We start from the raw sequence: 14,053 nt of genomic DNA, 5'->3' as shown, positions 1-14,053 counted from the left end.
TTTGGATAAACACGCGGGTGTGTTATATAATCAAAAAAGATATATTACTAGAAAGGGAGCTGTACCTTGAAGAAAAGGAAAAAATGGATCCTCCTGGGGTCAGTTCTGATTCTGCTCCTGGGGTTTGGACTTATCCAGTTCTATGCCTATATTATGAAAGATCAATGGAACGAGCGTGATATCGCTAAGGATGTTGCCAAAACCAGAGCGGGTCTAACAGAGGTAACCAAAGCACAAAAATCGGTTTGGGATGAAAATGCAGTGTACTGGGTATTAACAGGGAAAAATGAAGCCGGGACTGCTCTTATGGTCTGGGTCCGCTTTACGGTAGATGGAAAATTTGCTGAAGGCGACGATGCAGTGTTTGCTGAGGAACTAAGTAAAGGAACCTCGGAAGCCCAAATACGCGGCATTATCAAAGCTGATCTTCCGGACATAACGATTGAACGCTTGCTGCCGGGAGTATATAACGGAGAGTATGCTTGGCAGCTTTTTTATAAACAAAGCGGTCGGTATTATTATCAATTTTATCGCTTTTCGGATGGGTCCCGAATGGGCGAAGGTTACAGTTTACCTAAAAGTTAAGCTGAACATAAGGAAATTAAGGGTGGCATAGTAAACAAGCGAACTTAGTATAAGTTCGCTTGTTTACATTTATTTGATGTACAAAAGTGATATACTAAGTGATATACTGAATGGGTGGTTATCACCGAATATTCTCTTAAATTCATACACAAAAATAGGCCGATTGATTAAAAATCAAGGCCGATTTTGTCGAAAGTGAGGAATATATTTGGTATTGATGGAAATATTTAAAAAATTAAATTTTAAATATATTCACATTTATTTTGAAATTAGTATATACACCTGTGATATACTACTACTTGTAATTAGAACAGCAATAAGAGACTTCAGTCTCTCTGATGAGCTCTCAAGTAGCTATAAATTATTATACTGAGCTTTATATTTTGTCATCTTTGAGAGGAGGACGTTTCTTGAAATTACGTCTTGTACCTGTGCTGATAACGTCTCTACTGTCGGCTACTCTATTGTTTGGTGGCTTCTTTTTATATCGTCAGTTTGCAATGCAGGAACCACTTCAGAAGATTGTATCTCAATATGAGGGCGTCAATAATTCTCATATCAGTATTAACCGCAATGAGGTCACTTTGAAACTTGATCTCCAGCCAGGCACGAAATTACGTGAACTGGTTCAGTACGTCTCCCAAGAAGGAAAATCGATGATTGATGGACGTACACTAAAACTTGATGTAGAACAGAACTCCAGTGAACTGCTGGATGAATACTGGGATAAAGCGATGTTCTCTGTAGCTGAAGCCATGGAGAGCCGTAAATATACACTTATACCCACAGAACTTGATGGACTCAAAGCGCAATATCCGCAATATAAAAATGTGATAGCCTCAACAGAAATTGACGACAATAATGTCTATGTAAGCTTGAGTAATGGAAAAGAAAGCAAATTTATTATTTTGCCGCGTAAACCTGCGACATTGGGGGTATGGAATAATGCCTAAATACCTTAAAGAAATTCTAATCGGATTTGTTCCTGTTTTGTTTATTTTTATGGCTTTTTTAGGCATTAATATATTCCCGATTGTAATTGCTGCTGGGATGCTCACGGCTTTACTTATCATTGCTCATTTAAGAGGCGGACTTGCGGTAAATGCAGGTGCGGGGAAGAAACGCAAGAAGGATGGACCTTCAAAGCTTACTTTTGAAGAAATTGGCGGGCAAGACAATGCAAAGCAGGAGCTGCGTGAAGCGTTGGATTTTTTGATACGGCATGAGGAAATCAGCAAATTCGGGATTCGGCCTTTGAAAGGGATTCTGCTTACAGGCCCTCCAGGAACAGGTAAGACCCTTATGGCTAGAGCAGCAGCACATTATACGAACTCTGTATTTGTAGCAGCATCAGGCAGTGAGTTTGTAGAAATGTACGTAGGTGTCGGTGCCGGCCGTATCCGCGATTTGTTTAAGGATGCCCGTACCCGCGCCCTTAAGGAAAATAAGCAAAGCGCTATTATTTTCATAGATGAAATTGACGTAATTGGCGGTAAGCGTGAAGGCGGACAGCAGCGAGAATATGATCAGACCTTGAATCAGCTGTTGACCGAGATGGACGGGATCTATAACAACGAAACACCGCGTATTTTGCTGGTAGCAGCCACTAACCGAAAAGAAATGCTTGATTCAGCATTGCTGCGTCCTGGCCGGTTTGACCGTCATATTCAAGTGGACATGCCTGATAAAAAAGGCCGCAAATCGATTCTCGAATTGCATGCCAAAAATAAGCCGCTTCATGCAAATGTGAACCTCGACAAAATTTCCGAAGAAGCCTATGGTTTTTCCGGTGCTCAGCTCGAAAGTGTTATGAATGAGGCAGCAATTTATATGATGCGTGAGGAATTGACAGAGGTTGAGCAGCGGCATCTGTCGATGGCGATTGACAAGGTTATGATGGGGGAAAAAACGGACAGAGAAACTAACCACGAAGAGAAAAAACGTGTGGCGATTCACGAATTGGGACATGCCATTATGGCAGAGCTGCTTCGTCCGGGAAGTGTTAGTCAGGTTACGTTGACTCCGCGGGGGCAAGCCCTTGGTTATGTACGTCACAATCCTCAGCAAGAGCAGTATCTGTACACCAAGGATTATTTAGAAGATCAGATTATGATCGCACTTGGTGGAGCGGCTGCAGAAGAAATGTATTATGGCGGACGAAGCACAGGTTCACGTGGTGATTTTGATCAGGCCCTGAATATTGTCGAAACCATGATGAAATCCGGATTGACTTCGTTGGGTATCGCCAAGCTGGAAATGGTTACCACTGAAGAGCTTATGAAGGAAAATAGTAAAATATTGGATGAGTTGATGGTACGTACTCACGACCACCTTGAAAAGCAACGAAATGTATTTGATTACTCCCTTGACATTTTAATGAAGGAAGAAGTGCTCTCTGGAGAGCAATTTCGATGTCAATTTCGTGACAGCGTGCGTTTACCAGCATAAATATTTATGCTGGTTATTTTTTTTTACTTTTCAGGCATGCTAAGATATCATTATATGTCGGGCTTTATAAATTTTTGCGACAGACAAGGTACAATACAAAAGTATAGATACCTGAAAGGATGGAGACTTTTTTATGAATTTCAAGAAAATTGGTGTCATCGGCGGTGGCACAATGGGACAAGGGATTGCCGAAATGCTGGCAGCCAAGGGCCTGGATGTATTGCTGGTGGAGAAAACCCCTGAGAAACTGGACTACTCCTACGAAATGATCGAGACAAGTCTAGATAAGCAACTGGAGAAATGGGCGATCACTCAAGCTGAGAAGAAGCTGATTCTTAGCCGCATTCAAAAAGTGACACATTTCGCAGAGCTGAGCTCCTGTGACATGGTTATCGAAACAATCGTTGAGGATTTAGAAGAAAAGAAAAAAATATTGAATCAACTGGATCAAGTATGTCCAAACCACATTATTCTTGCCAGCAATACGTCAACACTTAGCTTGACTGAACTTGCAAGTTCTACAATGTATCCGGAACGCGTGATCGGAATGCATTTCATATACCCTGTAGCTAAAGTGGATCTTGTTGAAATTGTACGCGGTCTGAAAACTTCAGATGCTACTTTTGAAGATACAAAATCCTTTGTTGATGAAATTGTTGAGAAAAAAGGTGTAATGATTTATGAATCCCCAGGATTTGTAACATCACGCCTCATTTGCTTGTTTATCAATGAAGCTATGCATGTGCTGCAAGAGGGCGTTGCCTCTGCACAGGATATTGACGATGCTATGCGTATTGGTTATCAATTCCAATATGGACCGCTTGAAATGGCTGACAGATTCGGTCTGGATTCGGTTCTTGCTGCACTCGAAAATATGTTCCGTGAATATGGTGAGCTGAAATATCGTCCTTCCACGATCCTTAAGAAGATGGTGCGTGCAGGACAATTGGGTATGAAATCAGGCGAAGGCTTCTTCCAGTACGACAAGGATGGTGACCGTATATGAATATTCTAGTAATTAACTCCGGTAGTTCTTCTTTAAAATATCAATTGTACAATATGGCTGATGAATCCGTTTTGGCTAAAGGTTTGGTGGAACGTATCGGGATGGATTCCTCCATTCTGAACCATAAACCTACTGGTAAACCTGAAGTAACAGAAGTAAGTGAAATTTTGGAGCATAACACAGCGATTCGTAAAGTTCTAGCTTGCCTAACGGATAAAGAGCATGGTGTTATTGAATCCATTAAAGAAATCAATGCTGTGGGTCACCGTGTAGTACACGGTGGTGAATTCTTCAAAGCTTCCGCACTTGTGGACGCTGATGCCAAGACTAAAATTCGTCAATTGTTTGACCTTGCACCCCTGCATAACCCAGCAGCAATGATGGGGATTACGGCTTCTGAAGTAAATATGCCGGGTGTACCGCAGGTTGTTGTATTCGATACTGCATTCCACCAAACAATGCCTGAAAAAGCGTATATGTACGCGATTCCTAGAGTACTGTACAATAAATATAAAGTTCGTCGTTATGGCGCACACGGTACATCACACGACTTCGTAAGCAAAGCTGCTGCGGAGTACTTGGAGCGTCCATTGGAAGATCTGAAGATCATTACTTGTCATATCGGTAACGGAGGTAGTGTAACTGCTGTTCAAGATGGAGTGTCTGTGGATACTTCGATGGGTATGACTCCTCTGGAAGGTTTGATGATGGGGACTCGCAGTGGTGATCTTGATCCAGCAATTGTTCCTTACGTAATGAACAAGGAAGAATTGTCCGTGGGCGAAGTTAACTCCATGTTGAACAAACATAGTGGACTCCTAGCAATTTCGGGCGTAAGCAGTGATATGCGTGATATTATTGAGGGTATGGAAAAAGGTGAGCCTAATTCCACGCTAGCTTTTGAAATGTATGAGTACCGCTTGCGCAAGTATATCGGTTCTTATGCGGCTGCTATGAACGGTGTAGATGCTATCGTATTCACTGCTGGTGTTGGTGAAAATGCTTCATTGCTACGTGAGAAATTGCTAAATAACCTTACGTTCCTGGGTATTGAGTTGGATGTTGAAGCTAACAAAGTTCGCTCCGGTGACCCGCGTCGTATCTCTACGGTAGATTCCAAAGTGCAGGTGCTTGTAGTTCCGACTAACGAAGAGCTTGTCATCGCACGTGATACAAACCGTATTGTGCAAGGAATTAACGGCTAAATTAGAGGAGAGATTGAAGGCATGGCTAACAAGAGTGTAATCAAGAACGTGAATGAACATGTTGGAGAAAGTGTTGTTATCGGTTGTTGGGTAAACAACAAGCGCTCCAGTGGTAAAATTCAGTTCCTGCAGCTTCGCGATGGTACAGGTTATATTCAGGGAGTTGTAGTGAAATCAGAAGTGCCTGAAGAGGTATGGGATGCAGCTAAGAGCCTTACACAGGAAAGCTCATTGTATGTGACCGGTATTATTCGTGAGGAGCCTCGCAGTCAATCCGGTTTTGAAATGACTGTTACCGGAATTGAAGTTCTGCACCTTACAGAGAATTATCCAATTACTCCGAAAGAGCATGGCGTTGATTTCTTGATGGATCACCGTCACCTCTGGCTCCGTGCCTCGAAGCAGCGGGCTGTTCTGGTTATTCGTGCGGAGATTATCCGGGCAATCCAACAGTTCTTCAACGAGAGCGGATTTACAAAGGTGGATCCTCCGATTCTGACGCCAACGTCAGCAGAGGGAACTACTAACTTGTTCCACACGAAATACTTCGATGAGGATGCTTACCTGACCCAAAGCGGACAGTTATACATGGAAGCTGCAGCTATGGCACTAGGCCGTGTATATTCCTTTGGACCAACCTTCCGTGCGGAGAAATCAAAAACTCGTCGCCACTTGATCGAGTTCTGGATGATCGAGCCGGAAATGGCCTTCACAGATCATGAAGAAAGCTTGAAGGTTCAGGAAGAGTTTATTAGCTTCGTAGTGCAATCCGTATTGAAGAATTGCCGTGCGGAGTTGGAAGCGGTAGGCCGCGATATTTCCAAGCTGGAGAATATCAAAGCACCATTCCCACGCATTACTTATGACGATGCAATCAAGTTCTTGAATGATAAAGGCTTTGAAGATATTGCTTGGGGTGATGATTTCGGTGCACCTCATGAAACAGCAATCGCTGAAGCATACGATAAACCTGTATTTATTACTCATTATCCTGCTTCATTCAAAGCGTTCTACATGAAGCCTGATCCAAATCGTCCTGAAGTCGTACTGTGTGCTGATATGATCGCTCCTGAAGGTTATGGAGAGATTATTGGGGGTTCACAGCGGATCGATGATCCTGCGCTGCTTGAAGAGCGTTATAAAGAGCACAATCTTTCGATGGATTCTTATAAATGGTACATGGATCTGCGTACTTACGGATCTGTACCTCACTCCGGTTTTGGACTTGGGCTTGAGCGTACTGTAGCTTGGATCTGTGGTCTTGACCATGTACGTGAGACTATTCCATTCCCACGTACACTGTACCGCCTCTACCCATAAGTTCTTAGGATTTGAACAAAGGGGGAAGCACATGGACGGCAAGACATGGAGTACCTGGAGCGAAGGCGTCTCCTTCGGTCTGGAGAACGGAATGGCCGTCATACCTTACGCTCTACTGAAGTATTACCGGAAGCTGAATTTAAGCGGAAGTGAAGCGATGCTGCTGATTCATCTGCTCTCCTTCAGGCAAGTGGAAGGGATTGAGTTCCCTTCTCTGGAGGAGCTTCAGGTCGTAACTGGTCGTAGCATTTCCGTTCTCGCCGGAGAATTGCAGAAGCTCATGAAGGAAGGTTTCATTAGCATCGATGGAGACAACGATGAGCTAAGAGATATCCATTATGAACGCTACAATTTCTCAGGGCTATATGGAAAGCTCGGTGCTTATCTTGCGACAGCTGTACAAGAAAATGAGCAAGATAAGGGAGCATATGGGGCATCAGCTCCCCGGGCTGCTGCGTCAGGTGGAGGATTCGGAACTCCCCCCACATCTCCTTCTTCACTTGGAGATAAAGAGGAGAGCCGGAATCTATTCAGTATTTTCGAGAAGGAATTCGGGCGCCCGCTGTCTCCAATGGAATGTGAGACGATTTCCAGCTGGGTGGATCAAGACCGATATCCTGAAGAGCTGATTCTATTAGCACTCAAGGAATCCGTATTTGCGGGGAAGGTTCATTTTCGTTATATCGACCGGATATTGCTGGAATGGGCCCGTAACCGGGTCAAGAACGCTCAGGATGTTAAGACGTATACACAAAAATTCCGCAATGGTGGAAGATAGATCGTTTAGGAGAGAACCGTATTGCTTTAGCTATTGCTAGAGTCTGTACGGTTCTTTTTTTATTTTTTTAGATAAGTGCAGGGGTAGGCGAAGATCTCAGCGTCTATTGCTGTGGGAAGGAGGGGAGAGTCATTGAGGAAGAGCTATTAATCAAGCGGATTTGCCAAGGAGACGAAGATGCGTTTCGCCAGTTTGTAAATACATACAGTCAGCATATATACAAAATCACCTATTCTGTATTACGTGAAGCCAAAGGGGCTGAAGACGCTGCTCAGGAAGCTTTTCTTCAGATGTATAAATCTCTCCCTGACTACCGTTATCAAGGCTTAAAATCATGGATTACACGGATCGCCTTAAATAAGGCTATTGATGCCAAACGTAAACGTGATCGGCTACGAGAGTTGCCTGTTGACTATGAGCTTGTGCTGAGCCAGACACCTTCTAATGAGGAGGATGTACTAGCCACTGTTGTCCGTCGTGACCGGATGAATCGTCTGTCGGGTGAGATCAACAATTTACCGGAGGGTCATCGGGAAATTATGGTGGCTTATTATCTGGAAAATAAAAAATATGAGCAAATTGCTGCTGAAAATGAAATTACTCTGAAGACGGTGGAGTCCAGACTATATAGGGCGAGACAATGGATGCGAAAACATTGGAAGGAGGACGAATGGCTATGATGAAGAGTGGAGAAAACCTAATTCGCCGCGAGCAGGCAAAAGCTTATCTTGAAGGGCAAGAAGATAGTATAGAGCGAGATGAATGGGAACAGTTGCTGCTCAAGGATGAAGACACATTTGTTTCGTACATGGAGATGCTGGATGAGCTAAAGGAGGATCTGCCTTCATTGGAGAATTCGTCTGCTTTTACAGAGAGAGTTATGGGAGATTGGGTGGCTACAGTGAGATCTTCAGTAGTCATAGAAGAAGTAGCTGGGCAAGAAGAAGGATCACGGCGATATCCCTGGTATGAAAAAACAATCTTTCATTATGCCGTTGCTGCTTCATTAACGCTGTTGATTATGTCTTCCGGGATGTTTGATAAGTTACTCACGGGTGAAATGGAGCTTGTTGTCCCTAAGAAAGATAATGTGCCATCTTATAGCGAACAATTCATGCAAGCCACCAGCGGATGGTTGAGCCGGATTATGGACGGAAGACAGAAATGAGAGGAGAAATGAACAATGCAACAGCAGCGTAATAAAATTAAGGGTCTTTTTCTTAATATGATTCCTGGAGCAGGTCATTATTATATGGGAAGACGCCCACAAGGGATTGTTTATTTTTTGCTAAGCTTGGGTGTGTTATTTATGTCATTCTTAATCGCTATGGCTGAAGGGGATGAGGGAATTCTGGCATTGGGAGTGATCGGATTCTTACTTCTATGGATTCTTTCGATGATTCATCTGGTGATTAAATTACTGCAAATGCCCACTCCAATTGTAGCGCCTGATGGATCAATGCCGGATTTTAGTTCTACTATGCCCGTAAAGACGGAGGATAATGAACGTGTACATGTCATTTTATTGTCTTTCATTCCTGGATTGGGTCATTTTCATATGGGGCTGATGCAGCGTGGACTATCCTTTCTGATTTCTTTTTTCGGATTCATGACCGTTATGTTGTTCTTGGCCGGAATTACTTCGAGTGATGCATTTTTGCTGCTGTTTGGAGTATTGCCAGTAATTTGGCTGTATTGCATGTTTGATGCAGTTCAGCTGATCCATCGTAAACAAGCAGGAGAAATGCTTGTTGACCGCACATTATTCGAAGAGATGGAGGCTGGACGTGAGGAAGGTCGACGCAGCAAAGTATTAGCGACATTACTCTCCGCATTTCCTGGTGCTGGACAGATGTATCTGGGACTGCAAAAAAGAGGACTCCAGCTCATGCTTCTTTTCTTAGGAAGTATTTATGTTATGGATCTATTGCGGTTAACATTGCTCTTTTTCCTCATCCCGGTCATTTGGTTCTATAGCTTATTTGATGGCTTACAGTTAGTTAGCCGATATGGACGTGAACCTTTGCAGGATAAGCCGGTTATCGAAGGTTTCTTAAATCATCAAGGCTGGCTCGGAGCAGTCCTGATGTGTCTCGGATTATACTTTATTGTTGTGAATGTCGCAGTTCCTGCCATCGATATCAGATTTCCAGAATGGCGGCTGGAATATCGCGTAAATGAATATTTTAAGACCATTGTCGTCTCCGTGTTATTGATTGGTGGCGGGGTGAAGCTGATGACTGGAAGTAAGAATAATAAGGGTAGAAAAGGGGCGGGGGGTTAATCTTGAATAATCCAATAGAAGTAGAGCCGGGTGTCATGGTAACTAGCGAGTTTCCAGTGAACGAAAGGAAATCTAGAAGTTGGCGTGTAGGTACGCTGTCGATGGGGCTGAGCCTTTTATTTCTCGGGGCATTAATAATGGTGTCGCAGTGGAAAGGAGCGGATGTGTTCGAGACAACGCTTGCTTGGTGGCCGCTCATTTTTATCTTACTTGGTTTAGAAATTGTAATTTACACCTTATGGTTCCGTGGTAAAGGGAAAATGTACTATGATGTGCTAAGTGTTCTGTTCGTCGGATTTCTGGCAGTGTGCTGTTTAGTATTCGCAGGAGTCAGCTCTTTAGGATTAACACAAGAACTTAGACATGTGATCTCATCTACGGAGGAGAATTATTCCTTGCCGGAATGGAAGGGGAATGTTCCACAGGGTGTAGGCACACTTATAATCCAGGCTGCCGAACCTTATGGAGTTATGGTTGATCGAACGGCTGGGAATGAGTTGAATGTATTTGGGAGTTATTCCACGGCAGAAGGGCAACTCAAGCAAGAGCAAGAGAAGCGGCTGTTGCAAACTAAACAAGTTGGAGACACATTTTACGTCATTTTAGGAGACATACCTAGACATCTAGTATTTGATAACTCCAGGAATGCGTTGAACGTGACCGTTGCGGCTCCTGTAAATCTAAAGGTAATCGTAAGAGATAATTATGGAAATGTTGTAACAAGATAAAAAAAGATCGCTTCCCACCCGATGAGGGGATGGGCTGCGATCTTTTTTGGTTAAGAACGAAGCTCTTTCTCTAGGGCAGCACCCATTTCACGTGAGCGCTCGGCACATCGGTTAACGGCTGCAATCACAGTTTCAAAGAATTCCCCTCGTTCAAGCACTTCTATAGCTGCTTGTGTTGAACCGTTAGGGGAAGTAACCTTCTTACGAAGTGCTGCGGGTTCTTCTCCTGTCTGTTGTACCATTCGGGCAGCTCCCAGCACAGTTTGAACAGTTAACTCGGTGCTTTGGTCAAGTGGCAGCCCACCACGGATACCAGCGGCGATCATGGCTTCCATCATGTAATAGATATACGCAGGCCCGCTGCCTGAAATTCCGGTCAAGGTTTCCATACGTTCCTCATCAATGACTGTTGTAAGCCCGACAGCCTCAAAGATATTAAGAGCAAGGCGACGGCCTCTTTCGTCTACTTCTTTGGAGAAGGCTAGACCCGTGGCACCCAGACCGATGGAACTGGAGGTGTTAGGCATTGTGCGAACAATAGGCTGTGCTTTGCCAAGTAGACCTTGCATGGTGCGAATAGATAGACCTGCAATGACAGAAACTACGATCTGATCCGGAGAAAGAAGTGGACCTAGTCCGCGTAAGGATTCTGCAGCATCTTTAGGTTTCATTGCCAGTACTATTACTGGTGCGTTCCGTAAGTATTCTATTTTTTGTTCGGGATCATTTGTGCCTATTACACCATAACGGCTTTTTAGTTCTGCCAGACGTTCACTGCTGCTGCGATTGAGCATGATGACATTATCGGACTTCACGATATTGCGGCTAATCATCCCGCGAACGATGGCTTCTGCCATGGAGCCTGCGCCATAAAAAACAATATTATGATTCATGAGTGGAACTGAAGGTTGCTGACACATGGCTAAAATCCTCCTAAAAGTTGTGTGATAGAATACTTAAACGTGTATACTAACCCCGAATTTGTCCCGTTCCGTAGATCTTATATTTGGTTGAAGTTAGTGCAGGCAGACCCATCGGGCCACGAGCGTGGAGTTTCTGGGTACTAATACCAATCTCTGCACCGAATCCAAATTCAAAGCCATCCGTGAAGCGGGTTGAGGCATTGTGATAAACAGCGGCAGCATCCACTTCTTGTAAAAAGCGTGTGGCGTTCTCCTGATCTTCCGTTACGATACATTCCGAATGTTTCGTGCCATACTGTGCGATATGCTGCATAGCTTCTTCCAAATCACTGACGATTCTAATATTAAGGATATAATCATTGTATTCTGTAGCATAGTCTTCTACAGTTGCAGGTAATACCCATGGAACAAGAGAGATGGTTTGTTGACAGCCACGAAGTTCTACATGAACCTCACGGAAGGCTTCGGCTAAGGATAACAGATATTTGCTCGCGTAATCCTGATGAACGAGTAGTGTTTCCATAGAGTTACATACCGAAGGGCGCTGAGCTTTGGCATTTAAACTAATGTCCTGTGCCATTTCTGGCAAGGCAGCTGCGTCGAGATAAGTATGGCAGATGCCTGCTCCAGTTTCAATTACGGGAACGGTTGCGTTAAGGACTACATTTTGAATAAGAGAACTGCCTCCGCGCGGGATGATCACATCTAAAAGTCCGTTCAGTTTTAGCATTTCATCTACTGAAGAACGATTTGGGTCTTCAATCAGCTGAAGCGCGTTAGGCGGCATTGAGGTTTCAGCAAGAGCATTGTGCAGAACCTCGACAATTTTACGGTTGGAGGACAGGGCAGAGGAGCCACCTCGCAGCACAACAGCATTGCCGGTTTTGAGACATAGACCTGCAGCATCAACAGTAACATTGGGACGTGCTTCGTAGATGATGCCGATCACACCAAGCGGAACACGCAGCTTCTGGATGCTGAGGCCGTTAGGACGTTCAATGCTTTCTAGCGTGTCACCGATAGGGTCCGGTAATACAGCGATTTGTTGCAAGCCTTCGGCAATGCTGTTAATCCGGCCCACATCTAAAGCCAGCCGGTCGAGCATGGATTCCGGAGTCCCATTAAGTCTTCCTCGTTCCAAATCCTCCGCGTTGGCGGTGATAATGGCGGGAGCTTCGCGGCGAAGTGCATCGGCCATGACCAGCAGTGCTTCATTCTTCTGGCCAGTTGTTAAGCTTGCTAGAACTCCTGTTGTCTCCTTGGCTAATTTACTCTTATTAATAACTTCACTCATGACGTTTCCTCCCTATATTTGAATTGAAAAAAATGTTTATCTCAGTGTAATCCATTCGTCACGGTGAATGACCTCAAGCCGGTGTACTTCTCCCAGCTTCGGTACAATTTCACGGCTTGGCAGACCTTGAATGCTGCGCAGCTGAGCATCATCGTAATTTACAATCCCACGTCCAAGCAATTTGGAGTCGGGTCCAAGAACTTCTACAACATCTCCTGCGTGAAAACTACCTTCTGTCTGTTTGACGCCTACAGGCAACAGGCTGTGTCCGCCATGTAGCAAAGCTTCTACAGCCCCTTCGTCCACGTATAGGGAGCCGAGAGGGGTAGACATAAAGCCTAGCCATTGTTTTTTGACGGGAAGAGAGGATAGCTTCGTTGCAAAATAAGTGCCCCTGCCGTCTCCCGTTGCAGCAAGCTGTAAATCACCAGGTTCGGTGGCTCTTCCGACAAAGACAGGAACACCACCCCGAGTAGCAATTTTGGCCGCATCGATTTTGGATCGCATACCGCCCGTTCCAACACTAGAGCCAGCTCCACCAGCAATAGCATATATCTCCGGTGTAATGTCATCTACGAACTGATAGCGGACAGCATCCGGATGCTTGCGAGGATCTCCACTGTATAAACCATCCATGTCGGTTAAGACAAGCAGTCTAGAGGCTTTTAACAGGTTGGCTACGAGCGCGGAGAGGGTATCATTATCGCCAAATTTCAGTTCATCTACGGAGACAGTGTCATTCTCGTTAAATACGGGTACTGCTCCTTGGCGAAGTAGCTCTTCTACAGTCATCATAGCGTTATTCATGGCTCTGCGGCTGCAGAAATCGGTGCGAGTCAGCAATATTTGCGCGGTAGTAATTCCATGCTGGGCAAAAGCTTCCTGATAAGCCTGCATCAGCAGTACCTGACCCACAGCCGCAGCGGCCTGCTTCTCATGCAGCAGCTTCGGACGTGCTGGATAACCGATACTGCGGAAGCCTGCGGCTACCGCACCAGAGGTTACTAACAACACCTCACAGCCGTTTTTCTTCAACTCAGCAATCTCTGAGGCGAAAAAGGAGACTGCTTCACGATTCAAACCGCCCTCGGGTCCGGTCAGCGAGCTGCTGCCTATTTTGACCACGATTCGCGTCGTCATTTCTATCCACATCCTCTTCGTTTATTAAGTCCTGAAAACAACAAAAAGCCCCCATCCTTAGACTTAGCAAAGGACGAAAGCTTATAAACTTCCGCGGTACCACCTTCATTGATGAGGGATCATCCGACTTCATTCTCATAACGGGAGGATCCGTCCTGTTAGATACAGGCCGCTCGGGGGTAGGATTCAGAACGAAAACCGCGGTAAATTCTTTCAGCCTGTCGGAATCTACTCTCTAGGCGCGGTTAGACTCATTCTTACTGGTCCCGTCTGCACGTTTCACTTATTTTCAATAGAATACCATGGAGCTGGTTGCATTGCAAAGGGAAAACGTAGGATATA

Annotated in this window: 14 protein-coding genes; 11 read left to right on the top strand and 3 right to left on the bottom strand. The window is 44.7% G+C overall.

Annotation, left to right across the window (positions count from 1 at the left end; genetic code table 11):
• Positions 1-66: 66 nt before the first annotated feature.
• From MHH60_RS02955 to MHH60_RS02905, 11 genes are all read left to right on the top strand, one after another.
• Entirely contained in the window at positions 67-585 is a 519-nt protein-coding gene (locus MHH60_RS02955; RefSeq protein WP_036676299.1) for a cell wall elongation regulator TseB-like domain-containing protein, read from the top strand.
• Between the two features lie 410 nt (positions 586-995).
• Positions 996-1,538, top strand: a complete 543-nt coding sequence (locus MHH60_RS02950; protein ID WP_076127549.1) for a hypothetical protein — start codon at positions 996-998, stop codon at positions 1,536-1,538.
• A complete protein-coding gene (locus tag MHH60_RS02945) occupies positions 1,531-3,033 on the top strand; it encodes an AAA family ATPase (protein ID WP_036676302.1) in 1,503 nt (500 codons plus the stop codon). Before MHH60_RS02950 ends, MHH60_RS02945 begins: the two co-directional genes overlap by 8 nt.
• 133 nt (positions 3,034-3,166) lie before the next feature.
• Positions 3,167-4,039, top strand: coding sequence for a 3-hydroxyacyl-CoA dehydrogenase family protein (locus MHH60_RS02940; protein WP_036676304.1), 873 nt, complete (start codon positions 3,167-3,169; stop codon positions 4,037-4,039).
• A complete protein-coding gene (locus MHH60_RS02935; RefSeq protein ID WP_076134665.1) occupies positions 4,036-5,244 on the top strand; it encodes an acetate/propionate family kinase in 1,209 nt (402 codons plus the stop codon). Before MHH60_RS02940 ends, MHH60_RS02935 begins: the two co-directional genes overlap by 4 nt.
• A 21-nt stretch (positions 5,245-5,265) precedes the next feature.
• On the top strand, positions 5,266-6,564 hold the full coding sequence (asnS, locus tag MHH60_RS02930) for an asparagine--tRNA ligase (protein WP_036676308.1): 1,299 nt from the start codon (positions 5,266-5,268) through the stop codon (positions 6,562-6,564).
• Between the two features lie 31 nt (positions 6,565-6,595).
• A complete protein-coding gene (locus MHH60_RS02925) occupies positions 6,596-7,342 on the top strand; it encodes a DnaD domain-containing protein (protein WP_076134664.1) in 747 nt (248 codons plus the stop codon).
• 71 nt (positions 7,343-7,413) lie between these two features.
• Positions 7,414-8,022 (top strand): RNA polymerase sigma factor, encoded by a 609-nt coding sequence (locus MHH60_RS02920; protein ID WP_174890058.1) that lies wholly within the window; start codon positions 7,414-7,416, stop codon positions 8,020-8,022.
• Positions 8,019-8,510 carry a hypothetical protein gene (locus tag MHH60_RS02915; RefSeq protein WP_076134663.1) on the top strand — a complete coding sequence of 164 codons (492 nt, stop codon included), beginning with the start codon at positions 8,019-8,021 and terminating at the stop codon, positions 8,508-8,510. Before MHH60_RS02920 ends, MHH60_RS02915 begins: the two co-directional genes overlap by 4 nt.
• Before the next feature lie 15 nt (positions 8,511-8,525).
• On the top strand, positions 8,526-9,626 hold the full coding sequence (locus tag MHH60_RS02910) for a hypothetical protein (protein ID WP_076134662.1): 1,101 nt from the start codon (positions 8,526-8,528) through the stop codon (positions 9,624-9,626).
• A 2-nt stretch (positions 9,627-9,628) separates the two neighbouring features.
• Positions 9,629-10,354: a hypothetical protein gene (locus MHH60_RS02905; protein WP_081388947.1), complete on the top strand. Its 726-nt coding sequence runs from the start codon at positions 9,629-9,631 to the stop codon at positions 10,352-10,354.
• Between the two features lie 50 nt (positions 10,355-10,404).
• Here MHH60_RS02905 and proC read toward each other — a convergent pair whose 3' ends face one another.
• Genes proC through proB form a run of 3 tightly spaced genes read right to left on the bottom strand, consistent with a single transcriptional unit; the run spans position 10,405 to position 13,711 of the window.
• Positions 10,405-11,274: a pyrroline-5-carboxylate reductase gene (gene proC / locus MHH60_RS02900; protein ID WP_076134661.1), complete on the bottom strand. Its 870-nt coding sequence runs from the start codon at positions 11,272-11,274 to the stop codon at positions 10,405-10,407.
• 49 nt (positions 11,275-11,323) lie between these two features.
• Positions 11,324-12,571, bottom strand: coding sequence for a glutamate-5-semialdehyde dehydrogenase (locus tag MHH60_RS02895; RefSeq protein WP_076134660.1), 1,248 nt, complete (start codon positions 12,569-12,571; stop codon positions 11,324-11,326).
• 36 nt (positions 12,572-12,607) lie between these two features.
• On the bottom strand, positions 12,608-13,711 hold the full coding sequence (proB, locus tag MHH60_RS02890) for a glutamate 5-kinase (RefSeq protein ID WP_076134659.1): 1,104 nt from the start codon (positions 13,709-13,711) through the stop codon (positions 12,608-12,610).
• Positions 13,712-14,053 lie beyond the last annotated feature (342 nt).

This window comes from Paenibacillus sp. FSL H7-0716, from assembly GCF_038002705.1.
GTDB lineage: Bacteria > Bacillota > Bacilli > Paenibacillales > Paenibacillaceae > Paenibacillus_AQ > Paenibacillus_AQ odorifer.
Note: the sequence above shows the minus strand (reverse complement) of the source record. Positions and strands in the feature narration are given on the sequence as shown.

What these genes read in the sequence shown, in the direction of transcription:
- MHH60_RS02945 (WP_036676302.1), top strand. Translation starts at nt 1,531, where the DNA reads ATGCCTAAATACCTTAAAGAAATTCTAATCGGATTTGTTCCTGTTTTG.
- MHH60_RS02940 (WP_036676304.1), top strand. Translation starts at nt 3,167, where the DNA reads ATGAATTTCAAGAAAATTGGTGTCATCGGCGGTGGCACAATGGGACAA.
- MHH60_RS02935 (WP_076134665.1), top strand. Translation starts at nt 4,036, where the DNA reads ATGAATATTCTAGTAATTAACTCCGGTAGTTCTTCTTTAAAATATCAA.
- asnS (WP_036676308.1), top strand. Translation starts at nt 5,266, where the DNA reads ATGGCTAACAAGAGTGTAATCAAGAACGTGAATGAACATGTTGGAGAA.
- MHH60_RS02925 (WP_076134664.1), top strand. Translation starts at nt 6,596, where the DNA reads ATGGACGGCAAGACATGGAGTACCTGGAGCGAAGGCGTCTCCTTCGGT.
- MHH60_RS02915 (WP_076134663.1), top strand. Translation starts at nt 8,019, where the DNA reads ATGATGAAGAGTGGAGAAAACCTAATTCGCCGCGAGCAGGCAAAAGCT.
- MHH60_RS02910 (WP_076134662.1), top strand. Translation starts at nt 8,526, where the DNA reads ATGCAACAGCAGCGTAATAAAATTAAGGGTCTTTTTCTTAATATGATT.
- proC (WP_076134661.1), bottom strand. Translation starts at nt 11,274, where the DNA reads ATGTGTCAGCAACCTTCAGTTCCACTCATGAATCATAATATTGTTTTT.
- MHH60_RS02895 (WP_076134660.1), bottom strand. Translation starts at nt 12,571, where the DNA reads ATGAGTGAAGTTATTAATAAGAGTAAATTAGCCAAGGAGACAACAGGA.
- proB (WP_076134659.1), bottom strand. Translation starts at nt 13,711, where the DNA reads ATGACGACGCGAATCGTGGTCAAAATAGGCAGCAGCTCGCTGACCGGA.